This is a genomic window from Streptomyces sp. NPDC058257 (assembly GCF_042881845.1).
In the GTDB taxonomy this organism is placed as follows: domain Bacteria; phylum Actinomycetota; class Actinomycetes; order Streptomycetales; family Streptomycetaceae; genus Streptomyces.
In genome coordinates this window covers 559,998-578,785 of record NZ_JBHVXJ010000003.1, presented here as the reverse complement: position 1 = coordinate 578,785, position 18,788 = coordinate 559,998, and the positions used below count along the sequence as shown (strand labels likewise).

At 69.7% G+C, this 18,788-nt stretch carries 20 protein-coding genes; 10 read left to right on the top strand and 10 right to left on the bottom strand.

Going from position 1 to position 18,788, the window contains the following annotated elements; genetic code table 11:
• Window positions 1–9: 9 nt before the first annotated feature.
• From ACFVXC_RS11635 to ACFVXC_RS11625, 3 genes are read right to left on the bottom strand one after another with little or no spacing between them, the layout of a single operon-like run.
• The gene (locus ACFVXC_RS11635) at window positions 10–207 is read right to left on the bottom strand and encodes a DUF397 domain-containing protein (RefSeq protein WP_389904103.1); all 198 of its coding nucleotides are present in this window, start codon (window positions 205–207) and stop codon (window positions 10–12) included.
• Between the two features lie 26 nt (window positions 208–233).
• Window positions 234–431: a DUF397 domain-containing protein gene (locus ACFVXC_RS11630; protein WP_389904101.1), complete on the bottom strand. Its 198-nt coding sequence runs from the start codon at window positions 429–431 to the stop codon at window positions 234–236.
• Between the two features lie 12 nt (window positions 432–443).
• Window positions 444–1,298: a helix-turn-helix domain-containing protein gene (locus tag ACFVXC_RS11625; protein WP_389904098.1), complete on the bottom strand. Its 855-nt coding sequence runs from the start codon at window positions 1,296–1,298 to the stop codon at window positions 444–446.
• Window positions 1,299–1,527: 229 nt separating this feature from the next.
• On the opposite strand from ACFVXC_RS11625, the gene ACFVXC_RS11620 reads away from it, so the two are divergent.
• Both ACFVXC_RS11620 and ACFVXC_RS11615 read left to right on the top strand, forming a co-directional pair.
• On the top strand, window positions 1,528–1,986 hold the full coding sequence (locus ACFVXC_RS11620; RefSeq protein WP_389904095.1) for an ATP-binding protein: 459 nt from the start codon (window positions 1,528–1,530) through the stop codon (window positions 1,984–1,986).
• 64 nt (window positions 1,987–2,050) lie between these two features.
• Window positions 2,051–2,716, top strand: a complete 666-nt coding sequence (locus tag ACFVXC_RS11615) for a Uma2 family endonuclease (RefSeq protein ID WP_389904094.1) — start codon at window positions 2,051–2,053, stop codon at window positions 2,714–2,716.
• Between the two features lie 100 nt (window positions 2,717–2,816).
• Here ACFVXC_RS11615 and ACFVXC_RS11610 read toward each other — a convergent pair whose 3' ends face one another.
• The 5 genes from ACFVXC_RS11610 to ACFVXC_RS11590 form a co-directional block, all read right to left on the bottom strand.
• Window positions 2,817–3,587: a succinate dehydrogenase iron-sulfur subunit gene (locus ACFVXC_RS11610; RefSeq protein WP_389904092.1), complete on the bottom strand. Its 771-nt coding sequence runs from the start codon at window positions 3,585–3,587 to the stop codon at window positions 2,817–2,819.
• Window positions 3,587–5,341 carry a succinate dehydrogenase flavoprotein subunit gene (gene sdhA, locus ACFVXC_RS11605; protein WP_389904090.1) on the bottom strand — a complete coding sequence of 585 codons (1,755 nt, stop codon included), beginning with the start codon at window positions 5,339–5,341 and terminating at the stop codon, window positions 3,587–3,589. Before sdhA ends, ACFVXC_RS11610 begins: the two co-directional genes overlap by 1 nt.
• A 16-nt stretch (window positions 5,342–5,357) precedes the next feature.
• Window positions 5,358–5,846, bottom strand: coding sequence for a succinate dehydrogenase hydrophobic membrane anchor subunit (locus tag ACFVXC_RS11600; protein ID WP_389904088.1), 489 nt, complete (start codon window positions 5,844–5,846; stop codon window positions 5,358–5,360).
• Between the two features lie 8 nt (window positions 5,847–5,854).
• Window positions 5,855–6,235, bottom strand: coding sequence for a succinate dehydrogenase, cytochrome b556 subunit (gene sdhC / locus ACFVXC_RS11595; protein ID WP_389904087.1), 381 nt, complete (start codon window positions 6,233–6,235; stop codon window positions 5,855–5,857).
• 149 nt (window positions 6,236–6,384) lie between these two features.
• Window positions 6,385–6,915, bottom strand: a complete 531-nt coding sequence (locus ACFVXC_RS11590; protein ID WP_389904085.1) for a 2-oxo-4-hydroxy-4-carboxy-5-ureidoimidazoline decarboxylase — start codon at window positions 6,913–6,915, stop codon at window positions 6,385–6,387.
• Window positions 6,916–7,193: 278 nt separating this feature from the next.
• Here ACFVXC_RS11590 and ACFVXC_RS11585 point away from each other — a divergent pair, with 278 nt between their 5' ends.
• The 4 genes from ACFVXC_RS11585 (at window position 7,194) to ACFVXC_RS11570 (ending at window position 11,263) form a co-directional block, all read left to right on the top strand.
• On the top strand, window positions 7,194–8,804 hold the full coding sequence (locus ACFVXC_RS11585) for a glycoside hydrolase family 20 protein (protein WP_389904084.1): 1,611 nt from the start codon (window positions 7,194–7,196) through the stop codon (window positions 8,802–8,804).
• A gap of 164 nt (window positions 8,805–8,968) precedes the next feature.
• Window positions 8,969–9,847, top strand: coding sequence for a DUF4328 domain-containing protein (locus tag ACFVXC_RS11580; RefSeq protein WP_389904083.1), 879 nt, complete (start codon window positions 8,969–8,971; stop codon window positions 9,845–9,847).
• Between the two features lie 173 nt (window positions 9,848–10,020).
• Window positions 10,021–10,527, top strand: a complete 507-nt coding sequence (locus ACFVXC_RS11575; protein ID WP_389904081.1) for a hypothetical protein — start codon at window positions 10,021–10,023, stop codon at window positions 10,525–10,527.
• A gap of 148 nt (window positions 10,528–10,675) precedes the next feature.
• The gene (locus ACFVXC_RS11570) at window positions 10,676–11,263 is read left to right on the top strand and encodes a hypothetical protein (RefSeq protein WP_389904080.1); all 588 of its coding nucleotides are present in this window, start codon (window positions 10,676–10,678) and stop codon (window positions 11,261–11,263) included.
• Window positions 11,264–11,341: 78 nt separating this feature from the next.
• Here the strand turns inward: ACFVXC_RS11570 and ACFVXC_RS11565 are convergent, their stop codons facing one another.
• Window positions 11,342–13,939 carry an FG-GAP-like repeat-containing protein gene (locus ACFVXC_RS11565; protein ID WP_389904077.1) on the bottom strand — a complete coding sequence of 866 codons (2,598 nt, stop codon included), beginning with the start codon at window positions 13,937–13,939 and terminating at the stop codon, window positions 11,342–11,344.
• Window positions 13,940–14,284: 345 nt separating this feature from the next.
• On the opposite strand from ACFVXC_RS11565, the gene ACFVXC_RS11560 reads away from it, so the two are divergent.
• The 4 genes from ACFVXC_RS11560 to ACFVXC_RS11545 all read left to right on the top strand — a co-directional run bounded on the left by ACFVXC_RS11560 (window position 14,285) and on the right by ACFVXC_RS11545 (window position 17,600).
• Window positions 14,285–14,914: an RNA polymerase sigma factor gene (locus ACFVXC_RS11560; protein ID WP_389904074.1), complete on the top strand. Its 630-nt coding sequence runs from the start codon at window positions 14,285–14,287 to the stop codon at window positions 14,912–14,914.
• A 13-nt stretch (window positions 14,915–14,927) separates the two neighbouring features.
• On the top strand, window positions 14,928–15,194 hold the full coding sequence (locus ACFVXC_RS11555; RefSeq protein WP_389904072.1) for a hypothetical protein: 267 nt from the start codon (window positions 14,928–14,930) through the stop codon (window positions 15,192–15,194).
• Between the two features lie 631 nt (window positions 15,195–15,825).
• A complete protein-coding gene (locus ACFVXC_RS11550; RefSeq protein ID WP_389904070.1) occupies window positions 15,826–16,491 on the top strand; it encodes an RNA polymerase sigma factor in 666 nt (221 codons plus the stop codon).
• The gene (locus tag ACFVXC_RS11545) at window positions 16,491–17,600 is read left to right on the top strand and encodes a hypothetical protein (protein WP_389904068.1); all 1,110 of its coding nucleotides are present in this window, start codon (window positions 16,491–16,493) and stop codon (window positions 17,598–17,600) included. The genes ACFVXC_RS11550 and ACFVXC_RS11545 overlap by 1 nt, the downstream gene beginning before the upstream one ends.
• Window positions 17,601–17,808: 208 nt before the next feature.
• Here the strand turns inward: ACFVXC_RS11545 and ACFVXC_RS11540 are convergent, their stop codons facing one another.
• Window positions 17,809–18,720 carry a L,D-transpeptidase family protein gene (locus ACFVXC_RS11540; protein ID WP_389904066.1) on the bottom strand — a complete coding sequence of 304 codons (912 nt, stop codon included), beginning with the start codon at window positions 18,718–18,720 and terminating at the stop codon, window positions 17,809–17,811.
• Window positions 18,721–18,788 lie beyond the last annotated feature (68 nt).

Here is an 18,788-nt window from a genome sequence, read left to right as displayed (position 1 = left end):
GGCTGGCGGCTATTTCCTGTGGTCCTCGAGGGTTCCTTGGCGTATCGCGTCCAGGAGGGAGTCAGTGTTGGAGGCGTTCAGGGAGAGGACTGCTGCGGGGGTGTCGGATTCACGGAGGCGGATGGTGCCGTCGGGGGCCGTGGCGAGTTCGACGCAGTTGTTCCCCTCGCTGCTGTGGGACGACTTCTGCCAGTGGAGGGTGGTCATGTGGGCTGCCTGCTTTCGGCTGGCGGCTATTTCCTGTGGTCCTCGAGGGTTCCTTGGCGTATCGCGTCCAGGAGGGAGTCAGTGTTGGAGGCGTTCAGGGAGAGGACTGCTGAGGGGGTGTCGGATTCACGGAGGCGGATGGTGCCGTCGGGGGCCGTGGCGAGTTCGACGCAGTTGCTTCCCTCGCTGCTGTAGGACGACTTCTGCCAGTTCAGGGCGGTCACTTCGGGAACCTTTCAGAGGCTTGCGATGATGCTGGTGATGAAGTCGCGGGACTGGGTTGGTGTGAGGGACATAGCTTCCATCTGGTCCAGCACCGTGCGGTACTTCATCAGCGCCGCGTCCGTATGCACGAGCACGAAGCCATGCTCGGCGTCGAGTTGCACCGTGTCCAGCTGCGGCACCGGGCCCTCAGCGAAGACGATGGTCTGCCCGGAGCCCGGGAAGATGCCCGCGTCGAAGGGGATGACGCGCACGGTGACGTTGTCCCGTTCGCTTGACTCTGCGATGTGGCGGAGCTGTTCGCGTGTGACGCGTGGCCCGCCGAACTGCATGCGCAGAGCTGCCTCGTGGATGACGGCCCTGTACGGGAGCGGGGTGCCGTCGTAGAGGACCCCTTGCCGTTTGATGCGATGGGACACCCGGTACTCGACCTCATGCGGCGGGAGTTCTGGGATGCTCTGGCGGAAGATCAGGCGTGCGTAGTCCACGGTCTGGAGCAGGCCAGGGAGGTGCGTGGTCTGGGCGGTGCGCAAAGCGGATGCATGATGCTCCAGCTCGGCAAGGTCGAGAAGACCTCCGGGGAGCCTGTCCCGGTACTCCTCCCACCAGTTGCGGGCCCGACCGCCGTCGGCCATCGAGGCGAGTACGTCGACGAGTTGCGCATCCGAGCAGCCGTAGTTGGTGGCGAAAGTGCGAACTCGTTCGGGGCTGACACCGATGCGCCCGATCTCGATGTTGCTGACTCGGGACTGTCCTACGCCGAAGAGCGAACCGGCCTCAGTGGCCGACAGTCCTGCCTGCTCGCGGAGTCGACGAAGTTCGTGGCCCAACCTCTGTTGGCGTGCCGTGGGGGCAACGCGCATCGCCATGTCTGCCGCCTTCCTTCCACCGCAATCTATCGCGGGGCATGTAGTTACCTGAATCGGTGGACTGTAGATTCCTGTTGCCCTACGGTGAGTGTCGAAGCGGCTACCCATGGTTGCCGAGGCTTCCGGAAGCGCACCGCCCTGCCACAACACAAGGCGACAGAGCCACCGACCGCCCGAGCCGCCCGATTCACCCCACCCAACCCCCGTACCTCAAAGAGGAGTTACGGCCATGCCCGAACTCGCCCTGAAGCGGCAACCCGTCTCCCACGCCGATGAAGACTGGGAGTACGCCCTCCGCATCCCCCACACCCCCCTCGGCCCCGGCATCGTCCGGGCCCACGTGCGCGCCGTCCTCAGCCGCTACCGCGTACGCCCCGCCGTCCTCGACAACGTCCAGCTCGTCGCCTCGGAGTTGGTCACCAACTCCCTTGCCTGGACGTGCGATTCCGTCGCCGTGCGACTTGCCCGTACGCACAGTCGGCTCCGCCTCGGTGTCTGGGACAGCAGCCCGCAGCTACCGCCGACGCCCCTCGGAGTCAGCGACGCCGACTCCGAGGGAGGTCGCGGCCTCTGGCTCCTCCGGCGTTGCGCCGACGACTGGGGGCATTACGTCCTCATCAACGGGCTCCGCGCCACCGGCGGCAAGGAGGTCTGGGCGGAGTGGCACGCCCCGTACTCGAATGAGTGAGGCCCTGGGATTCCTGCTCGGTACTCTGAGGCGCAAGGCGAGACTCCGTCGCATGGGAGCAATCATGAGCGCCGCATCCGGGAACGGGCTCGAAGACGAGTCGGCGTACCGCTGGCCGATCCCGCCCGCCGAAGGCTGGACCGCTGACGACCTCGACCGGATTCCGGGCCTCCCGCCGCACACGGAGTTGATCGACGGGAGTCTCGTCTTCATGAGTCCGCAGACCCGGTTCCACATGCGCTGCATGCGCCTGCTGGAGCACAGCCTCCTCCAGCAGGCGCCGGATCATCTGGATGTCGACCGGGAGTTCACGATCAAACTGGATTCCAGGAATCGACTGGAGCCCGACATCTTGGTGGTTCCTGTCGAGGCGGACACCGGTTCGAATCAGACCTGGCACAAGCCCGAGGACGTCCTCCTCGCCGTCGAAGTCGTCTCTCCCGATTCCCGCGAACGCGACCGTGAGGTCAAGCCCCGCAAGTACGCCCAAGCAGGAGTTCCGCACTTCTGGCGTGTCGAGCAGGACGAGGAGAAGCAGGACGAGGAGAAGCAGGACGAGGAGAAGCAGGACGAGGAGAAGGGCCTCCCCGTCGTCTACGTCTTCGAACTCGACCCGGCCACGAAGTCCTACGGGCTCACCGGCATCTTCCACGACCGGCTCAAGGTCTCCTCGCCCTTCGACGTCGAGATCGACCTGACCGCCGTGAACCGCCGCCCTGAGCGGCCCTGAGCGGCCCTGAGCGGCCTCGACGGCGAAAGGCGAAGGCCCCGCCCCCCGGTGCGAAACCAGGAACGGGGCCCACGTCAACGTACAGACGAAGAAGAAAGACTCAGAAGCGACGCGTGATCAGCGCCCGCTTCACTTCCTGGATCGCCTTCGTGACCTCGATGCCACGCGGGCACGCGTCCGTGCAGTTGAACGTCGTGCGGCAGCGCCACACGCCGTCCTTGTCGTTCAGGATCTCCAGGCGCTGCTCGCCCGCCTCGTCACGCGAGTCGAAGATGAAGCGGTGCGCGTTCACGATCGCCGCCGGGCCGAAGTACTGGCCGTCGTTCCAGAAGACCGGGCACGACGACGTGCACGCCGCGCACAGGATGCACTTCGTCGTGTCGTCGAACCGCTCGCGGTCCTCCGGCGACTGCAGGCGTTCGCGGGTCGGCTCGTTGCCCGACGTGACCAGGAACGGCATGACGTCGCGGTACGCCTGGAAGAACGGGTCCATGTCGACGACCAGGTCCTTCAGGACCGTCAGACCCTTGATCGGCTCGACCGAGATCGGCTTGGCCGGGTTGAGGTCCTTGATCAGGGTCTTGCAGGCCAGGCGGTTGCGGCCGTTGATGCGCATGGCATCCGAGCCGCAGATGCCGTGCGCGCAGGAGCGGCGGAAGGTCAGTGACCCGTCCAGCTCCCACTTGATCTTGTGGAGGGCGTCCAGGACACGCTCCTTGGGGTCGATCTCCACCTGGAAGTCTTCCCAGGTCGCGTCCGCCGAGATCTCCGGGTTGAAGCGGCGGATGCGGAAGGTGACCGTGATGTACGGGGAGTCGGCGAAGCCGGCCTCGGGCTTGGCGTCTTCCTTGTCGAGGGTCGGGGTTGCCATCAGTACTTACGCTCCATCGGCTGGTAGCGGGTCTGCACGACCGGCTTGTAGTCGAGCCGGATCGACTCGGCGCCGTCGTCGCCTACCTCGCGGTACGCCATGGTGTGGCGCATGAAGTTGACGTCGTCGCGGTTCGGGAAGTCCTCGCGGTAGTGACCGCCGCGCGACTCCTTGCGGGCCAGGGCCGACTGCGCCATGACCTCGGCCAGGTCGAGCAGGTTGCCCAGCTCGATGGCCTCCAGGAGGTCGGTGTTGAAGCGCCTGCCCTTGTCCTGGATCGAGACGTTGAGGTAGCGCTCGCGGAGTTCCGCGATCTTCTCCACCGCCGTCTTGATCGTCTGCTCCGTGCGGAACACCATGACGTTGGCGTCCATGGTCTCCTGCAGCTCCTTGCGGAGCTCGGCGACCCGCTCGTTGCCCGTGGCGTCGCGCAGGCGCTCGACCTGGGAGACAACGAGCTCCTCGGCGTTCTCCGGGAGCTCGACGAAGTCGTTCTTCGCCGAGTACTCGGCCGCGGCGACGCCCGCGCGCTTGCCGAAGACGTTGATGTCCAGGAGCGAGTTGGTGCCGAGGCGGTTGGCGCCGTGGACCGAGACGCAGGCCACCTCGCCCGCCGCGTACAGGCCCGGGACGACCGTGGTGTTGTCCGCGAGGACCTCACCCTGGACGTTCGTCGGGATGCCGCCCATGGCGTAGTGCGCGGTCGGCTGGATCGGGATCGGGTCCGTGTAGGGCTCGATGCCGAGGTACGTGCGCGCGAACTCCGTGATGTCCGGGAGCTTGGCGTCCAGCTGCTCCGGCGGGAGGTGCGTGAGGTCCAGGTACACGTGGTCGCCCTCGGGGCCGCAGCCGCGGCCCTCTCGGATCTCCGTGTAGATGGAGCGGGACACGACATCGCGGGATGCCAGGTCCTTCATGACCGGCGCGTACTTCTCCATGAAGCGCTCGCCGTCCTTGTTGCGGAGAATGCCGCCCTCACCACGGGCGCCCTCCGTAAGAAGGATGCCCATGCGCCAGATGCCGGTCGGGTGGAACTGGAAGAACTCCATGTCCTCCAGCGGCAGGCCACGGCGGTAGCAGGCCGCCTGGCCGTCACCCGTCAGCGTGTGCGCGTTCGACGTCACCTTGAAGAACTTGCCGGTGCCGCCCGACGCGTAGACCACGGCCTTCGCCTGGAAGAGGTGGATCTCGCCGGTGGCCAGCTCGTAGGCGACGACGCCCGCGCTCTTCTTGACGCCGTCGACCTCCACGAGAAGCTGGTCGAGGACGTAGAACTCGTTGAAGAACTCCACGCCCTCCTTGATGCAGTTCTGGTAGAGCGTCTGGAGGATCATGTGGCCGGTGCGGTCGCCCGAGTAGCAGGCACGGCGGACAGGAGCCTCGCCGTGGTTGCGGGAGTGACCGCCGAAACGGCGCTGGTCGATCTCACCCTTGGGCGTACGGCCGAAGGGCAGGCCCATCTTCTCCAGGTCGAGGACCGCGTCGATGGCCTCCTTCGCCAGGATCTCGGCGGCGTCCTGGTCGACCAGGTAGTCGCCGCCCTTGATCGTGTCGAAGGTGTGCCACTCCCAGTTGTCCTCTTCCACGTTGGCGAGCGCGGCGGCCATGCCGCCCTGCGCCGCGCCCGTGTGGGAGCGGGTCGGGTAGAGCTTCGTCAGGACCGCGGTGCGGCTGCGCTTCGTCGCCTCGATGGCCGCGCGCATGCCCGCGCCACCGGCGCCGACGATGACAGTGTCGTACTTGTGAATCTTCACTGGGTTCGCCTCGGCTTTAGCGGATGTTCGGGTCGAAGGTGAAGATCACCAGCGTGCCCAGAAGGATGGTGAACACCGTGGCGGTGTACAGCAGGCCCTTGAGCCACAGGCGCGTGTTGGCGCGCTCCGCGTAGTCGTTGATGACCGTGCGCAGGCCGTTGGCCCCGTGCAGCATCGCGAGCCACAGCATCAACAGATCCCAGACCTGCCAGAACGGCGAGGCCCAGCGACCGGCGACGAACGCGAAGCCGATCTTGCTGACGCCGCCGTCGAGCACCAGCTGGATCAGCAGGTGACCCAGGACCAGGACGACCAGGACGACGCCGGACAGGCGCATGAAGAGCCATGCGGCCATCTCGAAGTTGCCGCGGGTCGAGCGCGGGGTCTTGGAGGTGCGCTTGCGCGGGGCCTCGATGAGGGGAGCCGGGTTGTCGGCGTCGTAGAGCGAGGCGCCTTCGACGGGACCCACTCCGGACTTCTCGAGCGTGGTGTCTGTGTCGGACATGTCTGGCGTCAGCTCCCGAAGACTTCGCGGACGGCGTGGCCGAGGACCGGGTAGAGCGCCCCGACCATCAGGACGACCCAGATGCCCACGACGGTCCAGAGCATCTGCTTCTGGAGACGCGGGCCCTTCGACCAGAAGTCGACGGCGATGACACGCAGGCCGTTCAGGGCGTGGAAGAGGATGGCGGCGACCAGGCCGTACTCAAGGAGTGCGACGAGGGGCGTCTTGTAGGTGCTGACGACATCGTCGTACGCCTCGGGAGAGACGCGGACGAGAGCGGTGTCCAGCACATGCACGAACAGGAAGAAGAAGATGAGGACGCCGGTGACTCGGTGAGCCACCCAGGACCACATTCCTTCCCGGCCGCGGTACAGCGTTCCAGCCGGCACGGCAGAACCCTCCGGGAGCGGGGATTGGGGCCAGCCGGCTTGGGTGGTCGGACGGGCCCGGCCGGGTACGGTCCACCGGCCGCTCGTCATCGTATCGACGAGTTGTCGGTTCGTTCGCGCGGGGTGGCCAGGTGTGATCAAACAGGCAATCAAACAGGCACGTACGGGCTATTCAGGTCGTGCACGAGTCGGGTGAGTCGGCCGCGGACCAGCTTCCTCAGTTCCTCGGCCGCGAGCACTCGCTCCTCCTCCGGGTCATTGGTCAGGCGGGCCCGGATTCCGGCGAGCAGATGGTTCAACGCCTGGCTCGGCCGGACCTCGTCCAGGCAGATCACGAAGACGTGTCCGAAGCGGCTCTCGTACGCGGCGTGCGCGGCCCGCAGGGCGGTGTGCGCGGCGGTGTACGTGCCCTGGCCGGGGACGAACGGACGCAGAGGTTCGCAGGCCAGGGCCTCGGCGAGGTCCGCGAGCGGGAGGTCGTACGCCGCTTCGTCGGACGCGGCGAGCAGGGCGTCCAGGTCGGGGTACGGCCGGTGGGCGACCAGGCGGCGGGCCCACAGATGGCTGCCGCAGCAGGTGAGCAGCGCGGCTTCGGCCGCGCCGGGCTCGGCGCTGTTCAGCTGCTCGGGGGTGCTTGGCGAACGGTGCGGGGACAGCGGGGGCTCCTGGGCAGGGGGCATCGGTGAGGCAAGGAGTGGGGCAGGTGGGGGTTTTGTCGTAACGCTATCGAGGCGGGGTGGCGGTTGTCGGACGGATGCGTGAATTTCACCCGGATGGGAGAGTTTCGCTTCGCGTTGTGGACGGGGTGGCCGCGGGCCCCGATTTACCGTGGGCGGATGACTGCCGCCTGTGCCGCTCGTCTCGCCCCCGCTGCCCGGTGGGGGCATTCCTGTGCCGCCGCTTCTCGGCGGATCTCTCCCGCGCACCCAGCCGTTCGCCCCGTATCGGGCGGCAGCCGATGATCCCCCGCCGCGTCGCCCTCGCCTCCGCCGCAGTGGTGGCCGCCGGGGCCGTCGCCCTGACCGTGGCCGTCTGGCCCGACGGCGGGGACGGCGGGGACGGAGCGCCCTCGTCCAGCGCGTCGCCGCCCTCCGACAGCAAGTCCGCCGTCTCCCCGACCCCCTCGAAGTCGTACGCCCTCTCCAAGACCCCCGCCACCATCCCCGCCGTACGCGAGCACACCGCGGCGCGCGGGCCGGGCTGGAAGCCGAAGGACGGCGGGCGGGTCGTCGTCGGTGACGACGACCTCGCGGACGAGGGCAAGCTGCTCGCCGGTGAGCTGAAACTCAAGTACGCAGGCGACGCCGACCCCCGCAAGGGTGACGTGGAACTCGCGCTCACCCCGGAGAAGGCCGACGCCTCCGAGGGCAGGGACGAGTCGTACACCCTCTCCGTGAAGAACCAGCGGGTGAAGATCAGCGCCCCCGCCGACACGGGCGTCTTCTACGGGACCCGCACCCTGAAGCAGGAGGTGCGCGGCGATGGGACCGCGCCCGAAGGCGTCGTACGCGACCGTCCCGCCAAGCCCCAGCGCGGATTCATGATGGACATCGCGCGCAAGCACTTCGACGCGGAGTGGATCGAGGACCGCATCCGGGAGATCGGCGACCTCAAGTACAACCAGCTCGGCCTGCACTTCTCCGACGACCAGGCCTTCCGCATCGAGTCGGACTCGCACCCCGAGATCGTCTCGCGCGACCACCTCAGCAAGGCGCAGGTGCGCCGCATCCTCAAGCTCGCGGCGAGCCGCCACATCACCGTCGTGCCCGAGATCGACTCGCCCGGCCACCTCGGCGCGGTCATCGCCGCGCACCCCTCGCTCCAGCTCCGCGACACCCGTGGCGTCGCCGCGCGCGGCGCCGTCGACATCTCCAAGCCGCAGGCGGCGGAGATCGTCGACGACCTCCTGGAGGAGTACGCGGACCTCTTCCCCGGCCGCTACTGGCATCTGGGCGCCGACGAGTACCAGGCCCTCACGGTCGCCAACCCGGAGGCCAGCTATCCGCAACTGGCTTCCGCCGCCCGCGAGAAGTACGGGTCCGACGCCCGTGTCCAGGATCTCGCGACCGGCTGGCTCAACGACCGTGCCGAGACCATGCGCCCCTACGAGCGCGGGCTCAAGGCCTGGAACGACGGGTTCTTCCGCGGCGGTGTCGAGAAGGCCGACGACGACCTCGAAGTCGCGTACTGGACGGGCAAGGAGATCGGGGCGAGAGAGCCGGTCGAGTACCTGAAGGCGGGCCGGAAGGTCGTCAATTACAACGACGAGTACCTCTACTACGTCCTCGGCCAGCCCAACACCTTCCGCTATCCCACCGGGCAGCGGATCTACGAGCAGTGGACCCCGCGGGTGATCCGCGGGACGAAGCCGGTGAGCGCGGAGTACGACGACCAGATCCTCGGCGGCACCTTCGCGGTCTGGTGCGACCTCGCGGGGTCGCAGACGCAGGCGCAGGTGGCCCAGGGGGTCCGGATGCCGCTGCGGGCGACGTCGCAGAAGCTGTGGGATGCGCGCGAACCGGGGCCGCCCTGGGGAGAATTCGTGAAGCTGGCCGACCGGGTGGGATAAGTTCCGGAGGCCGCCGACGCCCTGGGGAGGGACGCGGGCGGCCTCTGCCGTCCTGTTCGTCTGTCCTGCCTGTCTGTCCTTCTCGCCTGTCCTTCTCGCCTGTCCTTCTCGTCTGTCTTGTTCGTTCTCTTGTTCCTGGTGAACCCGTGGGGGGTCGCTCAGCCATGCTGTGCACGCAATGTCAGTTCAATACGGCGACGACATCGGACGGCCTCTGCGGCATCTGTGTCTCGGCGGCCGCGTACGCGCAGCCGACGCCTCGTCCCGGGTACGCCTCCAACGGGAACCTCGCCTACCTCCGCTCACCGGTCACACTCGCCCGGGCGAGTGTCGCGTTGCTCGTCGGCGTCATCGCCGCGGACCTGTACTCGCTGTGGGCGGGCACGGTCGTCCAGGGCGTGATGGACGACCTGATGAGCCTGGACCGCGGGGTGGGCTACGGGGTGGGCTACGGGGTGGGCTACGGGGCGGTGGGCCAGGGAACGGATCTGGTGCGGGAGGCCGAGCACGCCGACACCCTCTACGCCGTCTCCGGCTGGCTCCAGACCGCCGTGCTCGTGGCCACCTGCGCCGTCTTCCTCTGCTGGTTCCACCGCGTCCGCGTGAACGCCGAGGTGTTCGAGCCGCACATCCACAGCAAGACCCGCGGCTGGGCGGTCGGCGGCTGGTTCGTGCCCTTCGTGAACCTGTGGGTCCCGCGGCGGATCACGCTGGACATCTGGGACGCGAGCGGCGACCGCTCCGTGGCCCTCGACCGCACGATGACCCTCGGCGGCGCATCGGCCCGCGCCACGCACCCGCTCGTCAACGGCTGGTGGACGCTGTGGGTGGCGAGCATCTTCGTCGGGCGGTGGGCGTCGGTGGGGTACTGGGACGCGGAGGAGGCGGACGAGATCGACGCGGCGGTCTCCAGGATGATGCTCGCGGACGTCGTGGACATCGCGGCCGCCGTGCTGGCGATCCTCGTCGTACGCCGCCTGACGCGGATGCAGGACACGAAGGCCAGGCCGGGCCCAGTGGCCGACGGTGTCCACTCGGCCTGAGGGCTTCCGCCGGGGAGCTTCCGCCTGAGGGCCTCCGCCTGAGGGCCTCCGCCTGAGAGCTTCCGTCTGAGAGGTCCGCGAGATCCGCTTTCGACTTTTTGGTGGCGAACTTGCATACGTCTGTGGTGTATTCGCCCAAAGCCGATCGAAGCCGTACACGGGGAGACGCGAGCATGGGCTACTGGGGTTACTACGTCGTGGGCAGGAGCGAGCGGCCGCTCGTGGAGCTCGCGGCGGTGGCGGCGGTGCGGGACGAGCTCAGTCTCCTCGTGCAGCGGGACGACGGCTGGCAGGTGTGGGAGGTGCCGGGCGGCGACGGCGCGCGCGACGTCGGCAACATGAACACCCTGGCCCTGGAGACGGGTTCGCCCGCGCTCTTCGGCTACGTCATGGACAGCGACTGCGTGGTCGTCGAGGCGGCAGCCCCGGCGAGCGGCACGTGGACCACCTGCCTGGCCCGCGAGGCGATGACCGCATACCTCGGCGACGACGGCCTGAGCCTTGACGACTACTTCCTGGAGCCGCGCGACGCGGCGGACCGGGCGGTGACGTGGGCGGCGGAGTCGGGCAGGACGGCGAAGACGGGGCCGCTCCTGGACGTGCTGAACGCCGCGGCTGAGCCCTCGGCGGAGGAGCTCTTCTTCCGCTTCCTGGACCGCCTCGGCGTAGTGCCGCAGTGACGTTCCTGGGAGCCCGAACGCAGTATCGAACACAGTGCCGAACGCAGTAGGGGACGCGCGGGGGACGTGCAGGAGACGTGCACCGTCCGCGCACCGTCCGCGCAATGTCCGCGCAATGTCCGTTGTCCGCGAACAGGAGGCGTGCACCATGGGTGGCCCGAGTCTGGTCGAGCTGATGGCCGAAGCGGACGAGAGGGGACTGGCGGCGAGCGGGCTCGCCTGCCTCGACCGCTGCGTACCGCTTCTCGGCGGCGGTGACGACGTACTGCGCCCGCTGTGGGCGAGCCTCGCGGAGGGCAGGGCCTGGGACGTGGCGCTCGCCGACGCGCGGATGACGCTGGGCGGTGCGGACGTCCTGGAGGACTCCTCCGCGGACGAGGCCGTCACCCTCGCCTACCGCATGCTCGGCGCCGCGCCCTCCACGCGGTCCGCCGCCGAGCTGCGGGAGTGGGCCGACGCCTGCTCCGTGGCCGCGCTGCAGATACATCGGCTGCTCGACACCGTCCTTGACGGCGGCGCCGGGCCGCTGCCCGTGAGCGCGAGGCGTGAGGGGCGTACGGAGGGGATGTCGCCGCTGGTCGCCGCCGAATTGCGGCGCCAGATACGCGTCCTGGAGCTGCTCGCCGCCCCGGGCACGGGCACCGGGGCCCTGCGGCAGGCGCTGGACGCGTCCACCGAGGGCCGCCGGGTCCTACGGGCGGTGGTCTCACGCCGGGAACGGGGGATGAGGGTGTGATTGCGGGAAAGTCCCGGAAACCCCGCCCGAAATCGGCGTGTCCCCGGGACTTTCCCGCAATCCCGACAGCTGCGGGGGTTACGGCGTTAGGGATTGGCCTAGGTGGGCTGTTGGGGGGGTGTTTAGTTGCGGTTGGCCGTAGTAGACGCCGGTCGTCGTCGAGATGCCGGATGTGGTGCTGTCCAGCTGGAGGATCGTGCCGTTGCCCTCGTCCTCGCCGTCCACGCCGATGGCGAGGTCGGCGCGGCCGTAGCCCGACAGGTCCGCGAGCATGACCGATGAGCCCAGGCGGTCCGCCGACTCCGTGGAGCCCGTGACGCCCTCCGTGTCCTGGCTGAACGCCTGCGCGCCCGTGCCCGTCAGGCCCGACGACGTGCCCTTGAGGAGGAGTGACGTGCCCGCGTCCTTCTTCGCCGAACCGGCGCGCGTGATGTCCTCGTTCGGGGCGCCCGTCAGGACGTCCGCGTAACCGTCCAGGTCGAAGTCGCCCGCCGAGACCGACCAGCCCATCGCGTCGCCCGACTCGGCGGTGCCCGGGACTCCGGACGTGTCCTGGTGGATCGTCTTCATGCCGGTGGTCGTGAAGCCCGCAGACGTGCCCGGGACCACGGTCACCTGGCCGCCCGCGAAGGCCTTGGACTCGGCCGTGTACGGCTGGCCTATGACCAGGTCGTCGTAGCCGTTGCCGTTCACGTCGCCCACCGCCAGTGAACGGCCGCCCTTGACCGAGAGCGAACCGACCCTGCTCAGGCCCGACTTGGTGCCCTTGAACCACTGGACGCGGCCGATTCCCGACTGGTCGCGGTAGTTCAGGGCCACGTCCGCGTAGCCGTCACGGTTGAAGTCGCCGGACGCGGCATCGGCGTACGCGATGGCCGTGTCGCCCCCCGTCAGCGTGCCGCCCACCTCGCTGCCCGCCTTGAAGCGCGCCGCCCACGTGCCGCCGGTGCCGGTGGACGCCGCGAAGACGTCCGCCCTGCCGTCCGCGTTGAAGTCGCCGACCGCCACGGCCGAGCCGAACTTGGCGCCCGGGTAGTGGAAGTCGTCCGCCAGCTGCATGTCCGTGCCGGAGTCGAAGGCGGGGCCGTAGAGGATCGTGACCGCGCCGCGGTCCTTGTTCGTGGTGTCGTCCTCGCCGGGGGCGCCGATCGCCAGGTCCGCGTAACCGTCGCCGTTGATGTCGCCCCAGGCCGTGGCCGCCGCCCAGTTGTCGCCCGCCTCGGAGGCGCCGGGGACGCCGGGGCTCGACTGGGTGAGGGTCTTCTTCGCACCGCTCACCGGGCCGTTCAGGCCGCCGGGGACGATCGTCAGGCTGCCCACGCCGCCCGATGCCTTGGGCGTGCCCGCCACCAGGTCCGTGCTGCCGTCGCGGTCGAAGTCGGAGGTCGGGGCGGCCGAGTTGCGGCCCGCGCTCGACGCGTAACGGCGGATCTCCCCGAGCTTCGAGTACAGGTTCTTGCCGGGGCACGCCGTCGCGAAGCCGTCCCGGTGGCCCGAGATCGTGTTGAGGGCGGGAGTGTCGCCCTTCTTCCATACGCCCGTGTCGTCGGCCGCCGTCAGCGTGACCTTGCCCGAAGGGCCGCCCTCGTACTGGCCGAGCTTCCAGGCCGCCACGCGGGAGACCGACCGCAGGGCGGCGCGGGTCGGCTTGCCCGCCTTCTTGTACGTCTCGCCCGTGGCCGGGGACTCGTTGCCCTCGAAGTCACCGAGGACCGCGATGCCCGCGGACTCACCGTTGAAGCCGTACGTGTGCGCGCCGCGCACCGGCAGGTCGGTGCCGCCGCCGCGGCCCTCGAAGATCTGGCCGCACTTGTCCACGAGGAAGTTGTAGCCGAGGTCGTTCCAGCCCTCGGTCTCCACGTGGTACGTCATGATGCCGCGGACCAGGGACGCCGACTGGGCGCAGCTGTAGTCGTTCGTACCGACCGTGTGGTGGACGAAGACCGCCTTGACCTTGTCTATGTACTCCGGCGGGTCCTTGACCTGCGACTCGTCGGCGCCCCAGGCCGCCCTGCTGATCATGGGTGGCTTGGTGACGGTGGACGGCGGGGCAGACGGGACCGCGGGGTCGGGGTCGGGGTTGGGGGAGGGGGAGCCCGTGAGGGCAGGGTCCGGGTCGGGGGACGTGGGGGTGTCGGCCGGGGTGGGTGACGCCGGGTCGGTCGGTACCGGTGACTCGGTCTCGTCGACCACCGGTGCCGCGAACGCCGCCGGCGTCATCGCCGAACCGTCGAGCGCCGGGTTCTTCGCCTCCTTGGACGTCACGCCCGGGTCCACGAGGTTGACCTCAAGCCCCTTGGGCAGCGCGGTACTTGAGGTACCGTCCGCCGCGGCCACGCGGACCTCGACGCCGTCCGACGGGCCGACCCACAGCGGCTCGGACGCGGCACGCGTGCCCGCCTCGGCCCTCTCGGGCAGGTGCAGCTCCAGGTCCAGGTTCTGCCAGCCGGTCCACTTGTCGCTCCCGGCGGAGCGCGTACGGACCTGGGCCGTGCCCTCCAGCTCCTTCGTGACGCCGGTCCACGAGACGCCGAGCAGTGAGAACTGCTCCGTCGACGTGCGCGGCAGCTCCCGCTCCTCGGCGCCGGCGGCCTTGAGCGCGATGTCGTGCACACTCACCGGGCGCTTGCCGCGTGAGGCGCCGCCCGGCTGATCCCCGGTCACGGGATCGGCCATCGCGTACGTGACGGCCCCCGCGCCCCCCAGTACGACGGCCCCGATCGTCAGCCACGCCCTGCGCTTGAGACTCAGCGGTCTGTACGCGTGCGTGTTTCGCGCTGACTCGCGCGGTTTACGCGTTTTGCGCGGGTTCAAATACCCCACCCCTTAGCGGAATTGACGCTTGACCCGGTTGGCCAGAGCGAGAGCGTACGACTGCCTGAGGGATCAAAGGGTTGTACGGAGGCTTCGCGGGGGCCCCGAGCGCCATCCGGGTCTGTGACATTTCTGTGGGCCGTGGCGCAGCTCTGCGTGGGGGCATGGACACGGTGAGCTGTGCCGCATCGGTACGGATGGGAAAGCGTGGGTCGAGGAGGGGAGCCCCGTCGAGCGCGGGCGGGGGACGAGGAGCTGGGCGCCGCGGTCGCGCGGGCGCAGGAGGGCGACGAGGCGGCTTTCGCGGTCGCGTACCGCCTGGTGCAGCCGGGGCTCGTCGGCTACCTGCGGGGCCTGGTCGGCCATGACGGCGAGGTCGCCGAGGACATCGCCGCCGAGGCCTGGCTGGAGATCGCCCGTGACCTGGGGCGGTTCCGCGGCGACGGCGAGGGCTTCCGCGGCTGGACGGCGACCATCGCGCGCCACCGGGCCCTCGACCATCTGCGCCGCCAGAAGGCCAGGCCGCGCCCGTCCGCCCTGGAACAGGACATCCTCGAACTCCCCGGACCGCACAGCACGTCGGCGCAGGCGCTCGAATCCATCTCTACGGAGAGGGCCCTCGCGCTGATCGCGAAACTGCCGCGCGACCAGGCGGAGGCGGTGCTGCTGCGCGTCGTCGTCGGCCTGGACGCCCCGGCGGCGGCACGGGTGCTCGGCAAACGCCCCGGGGCGGTGCGTACCTCCGCGTACCGGGGTCTCAAGCGGCTCGCCGAACGGTTGGGCGATGCCCGGGGTGTGACGGATGACGGCTCCGGTCCGCTGGGGGAGTCGAGATGACCGGGGAGTCAGGATGGACGTGAACGAACGCGTGGACGCTCTGCTGGGTGAGGCGGTGCGTTCCGGCGCCGTCGACGCCGAGGCACAGCGCCGGGCGGTCGCCGCGTTCCGCTCCGCGCGGGACGAGGGCACCCACCGGGCCCGCACCCGCCGCCGCGACGACTGGCGCCCCCGAGCACTGGGCTCACTACGAGCGGCGGCGAGCACAATCCTGGCGAGCGCATGGCCCCAAAGGGGCGCGAGAAACGGCGCACCAAGCCACAGCGCACCCGCAGAGTAAAGCCGGAGATCAGCGCCCCAAAGGGACGCGAGGAACGGCGCGCGCAGCCACAACCCACCCGCAGCCGAAGAGCCGAGCCACGACCGCCCCAAAGGGGCGCGAGGAACGGCGCGCCAAGCCACAGTGCACCCGCAGAGTAGAAGCCCGAGATCAGCGCCCCAAAGGGGCGCGGGGAACGGCGCGCCAAGCCACAACCCACCCACAGCCGAAGAGCCGAGCCACGACCGCCCCAAAGGGGCGCGAGGAACGGCGCGCCAAGCCACCGCGCACCCGCAGAGTAGAAGCCCGAGATCAGCGCCCCAAAGGGGCGCGCCAAGCGGACAGCGCACCCGCAGAAGAGAACGAAGAGCGGCGGCACGCGAGACCCACCCGCCAGGCCCCTGCCAAGGTGAGCGGCCGGGGTCGCCACCCCCCACAGGAGAGACCCCGGCCGTCACGCGGACGGACCGCACGCGGCCCGTATTCCCTTCAGCGCCGCGCGTGCGTTTTCTGTCACACCGCGTTCTGTCACGCGCTAGTTGCACGTTGTACCAAACATGGACGTGGGCCCACTTCAGCCCGTAGCGTGCTGCTTCGCGCCAGGCTCTGCGGGGGCATGACCGCAGCCGGTGTAGGCGCATAGGGAGAAGTTGTGCTGGGGGACGACGCGGAACTGACCGCCGCGGTGCTTGCGGCGCAGGACGGGGACGAGACCGCGTTCCGGACTGTGTACCGCGCCGTGCACCCGCGGCTGCTCGGCTACGTACGGACGCTGGTCGGCGACCCGGACGCGGAGGACGTCGCGTCCGAGGCCTGGCTGCAAATAGCCCGCGACCTCGACCGGTTCAGCGGCGACGCCGACCGCTTCCGCGGCTGGGCCGCGCGCATAGCGCGCAACCGGGCGCTCGACCACATACGCATGCGGGGCCGCCGCCCGGCGATAGGCGGCGACGAGACCGAGCTCACCGGAAAGCCGGGCGACGCGGACACCGCCGACGAGGCGATGGAGTCCCTCTCCACCGGCGACGCCCTCGCCCTGATAGCCCAGCTCCCGCAGGATCAGGCGGAAGCCGTCGTACTCCGGGTGGTCGTCGGCCTCGACGCCAAGAGTGCCGCACAGACCCTCGGCAAGCGCCCCGGCGCGGTCCGCACCGCCGCGCACCGTGGCCTGAAGCGGCTCGCGGAACTGCTCGGCGCGGAAGGCCCGTTGAACGAGGGCGCGCTCGACGCCGTACCGCCTCAGAGAGAGCGGCGAGGGCACGCGGTGTCACCTGCCGGTGTGACGCATTCGCGTGTCCGGGCGCAGAAGGACATGTGATGGCCGACGAGGATTACAGGTGGCTGGACCGCGACGCGGCGGAGCGTTTGCTGAGCGGTGAGCCCATCGACGGCACCGACCCTCACAGGCGGGAGCAGGCCGCTCGACTGGCCGAGGCCCTGGCCGCACTGGCGGCGGACGACCGCGCGGGCTCTGTCGTACCCGCCGACATCTCTTCCGAACTCCCTGGTGAAGCGGCTGCCCTCGCCGCGTTCCGGGCGGCTCGCGACCCTGAGGCACGGGCGGCTTCTACGCGCGTGGGAGCGGGCGAGACGGTGCATATCGGGCGCCGGGTCGAGCCTCCGCGCCCCGCGCCCTGGGCCCGCCCCCTGCGCTACGGCCTCGCCGCCGTCCTCGCGGGCTGCATGATCGGCGGGGTCGCGGTGGCGGCCGGCACGGGCGTGCTCCCCTCGCCGTTCGGTCACCATGACGCGCCGGGCCCCGCCGCCTCCGCCTCGTCCGTGGCCTCGCCCGAACCGCTCGCCTCTCCGCCCGGCGACCGGAGCGGCTCCCCGGACGTGGAACCCGACGACGTGACCACCACCCCGGAAGGCCCCTCGACCGAGCCCGGCAGCAGCGCGCCGCCGCCGGAGGCCGGGAACTCCGAGGGCCCGTCCAAGGGCGGCGCGGGCACCACGAAGCCCGGCGCCGGCGATCCGCAGCGCGAGAACGAGGCCAAGGGCTGGTACCGCAAGGTGGTCGTCGCCTGCCGCGACTACCGCAGCGGAAATCTCCAGGGCGAGAAGAGGCGCCGCCTGGAGGAAGCCGCCAAGGGCTCCCAGCGGGTGACCGAGTTCTGCGGCCGTGTCCTGTACGGCTCCGGCAGCGACCGCGAGAACAACGGCGGCGGCAACTACGGCGGCAACGCCGGCGGTGACGGCAAGAACGACGACGGCGACCACGAGGGTGACAACGGCGACGGCGACGGCGACGGATCGAACGGTGACGGATCGAACGGCGACGGCAACGACCACTGGGGCAACGGCGGAGGCACGCTCCTGCCGCCGGTGGACGCTCCTTCGGTGCCGCACCCCACGCCCACTCCCTCACCCACGCCCACCGGCTCGTACAGCGCGCGGCCCGTGCTCCCGGGCGACGATTCCCAGTAGGTCAGGGCCGGGCAGGGCCGTTCCCGGCCGGGTGTGACGTTTTTGGAAGCAGTGACGCAGTAAGAAGTGAGCCGACTGGTCATCGGCCCGCGCACGAGCCAGGGGTTCCCCCCGTACCTTTGGCTCCGTGCCACCAGCGTGGGCGGGAGACGTTCCCCCGATCCCGCCCACGCTGATCAATCTCTCCGGGTCACCCGTAGACCGCGGATCACTTGTAGACGACGACCTTGTCGCCCTTCTCGACCGCCGCGAACAGGCTCGCGATCTTCTTCTTGTCCCGTACGTTCACGCAGCCGTGCGAGGCGCCGTTGTAGCCTCTCGCCGCGAAGTCCGACGAGAAGTGCACGGCCTGGCCGCCGCTGAAGAACATCGCGTACGGCATGGGGGTGTCGTACAGCGTCGAGACGTGGTGCCGGGACTTCCAGTAGACGGTGAACGTGCCGTCGCGGGTGGGCGTGTACTGCGAGCCGAAGCGCACGTCCATCGTCGACACGGCCTTGCCGTCGATCATCCAGGTCAGCGTGCGGCTCTCCTTGCTGATGCACAGGACGCGGCCGGTCATGCAGCGCTTGTCGGGCTTCGACGCCGGGATGCCACCGCCGGAGTAGAGCTGGTACTTCGTCGGCTCGCGCGTCATGCCGACCAGCCTCTGCCAGGTGACCGTGTCCGTCGTGCCCGTACTCGGAAGGCCGCGCTTGTCCTGGAACCCCCTGACGGCGGCGGTCGTGGCCGAGCCGTACGTCCCCGACGGATCCTCGAAGAGCCAGGCCACCTGCCGGAGCCGGGCCTGCAGTTCCCGCACCCGGTCGCCGCGCTGCCCGGGAGCGAGCAGGGTCTTCGGGGCGGGCGTCGGTGTCGCTACCGTGGTCGGCTTCTCCTCGGGAGCCGCCCCGGACTTCTCGCCGGATCTCTCGCCGGGCTTCTCGCCGGGCTTCCCCTCGGGTGTCCCGGACGGCGCGTCGGGGCCGCCCGAATCCGTCTTCGTGGGAGAGATCCGGACCGGTTGCGCCTTGCCGTCCGAGTCGACGGGCTGCGCCTTGCACCCACCGACGCCGACCAGGGCGACCGTGACCACGGCCCCCACGGCTATCGCACCTTTGCGCACAACGACCCCCGCCATCCCTCGACTGCTCGACAGACCCGCTGGGAATCCTCCCCGCGAGTGACCACCCCTGAACGTTGCCCCAT

Coding starts and splice junctions, on each gene's coding strand:
- ACFVXC_RS11635 (WP_389904103.1), bottom strand. CDS start 207: ATGACCACCCTCCACTGGCAGAAGTCGTCCCACAGCAGCGAGGGGAAC.
- ACFVXC_RS11625 (WP_389904098.1), bottom strand. CDS start 1,298: ATGGCGATGCGCGTTGCCCCCACGGCACGCCAACAGAGGTTGGGCCAC.
- ACFVXC_RS11620 (WP_389904095.1), top strand. CDS start 1,528: ATGCCCGAACTCGCCCTGAAGCGGCAACCCGTCTCCCACGCCGATGAA.
- ACFVXC_RS11615 (WP_389904094.1), top strand. CDS start 2,051: ATGAGCGCCGCATCCGGGAACGGGCTCGAAGACGAGTCGGCGTACCGC.
- ACFVXC_RS11610 (WP_389904092.1), bottom strand. CDS start 3,587: ATGGCAACCCCGACCCTCGACAAGGAAGACGCCAAGCCCGAGGCCGGC.
- ACFVXC_RS11600 (WP_389904088.1), bottom strand. CDS start 5,846: ATGTCCGACACAGACACCACGCTCGAGAAGTCCGGAGTGGGTCCCGTC.
- ACFVXC_RS11590 (WP_389904085.1), bottom strand. CDS start 6,915: ATGCCCCCTGCCCAGGAGCCCCCGCTGTCCCCGCACCGTTCGCCAAGC.
- ACFVXC_RS11585 (WP_389904084.1), top strand. CDS start 7,194: ATGATCCCCCGCCGCGTCGCCCTCGCCTCCGCCGCAGTGGTGGCCGCC.
- ACFVXC_RS11580 (WP_389904083.1), top strand. CDS start 8,969: ATGCTGTGCACGCAATGTCAGTTCAATACGGCGACGACATCGGACGGC.
- ACFVXC_RS11575 (WP_389904081.1), top strand. CDS start 10,021: ATGGGCTACTGGGGTTACTACGTCGTGGGCAGGAGCGAGCGGCCGCTC.
- ACFVXC_RS11570 (WP_389904080.1), top strand. CDS start 10,676: ATGGGTGGCCCGAGTCTGGTCGAGCTGATGGCCGAAGCGGACGAGAGG.
- ACFVXC_RS11565 (WP_389904077.1), bottom strand. CDS start 13,939: ATGGCCGATCCCGTGACCGGGGATCAGCCGGGCGGCGCCTCACGCGGC.
- ACFVXC_RS11555 (WP_389904072.1), top strand. CDS start 14,928: ATGGACGTGAACGAACGCGTGGACGCTCTGCTGGGTGAGGCGGTGCGT.
- ACFVXC_RS11545 (WP_389904068.1), top strand. CDS start 16,491: ATGGCCGACGAGGATTACAGGTGGCTGGACCGCGACGCGGCGGAGCGT.
- ACFVXC_RS11540 (WP_389904066.1), bottom strand. CDS start 18,720: ATGGCGGGGGTCGTTGTGCGCAAAGGTGCGATAGCCGTGGGGGCCGTG.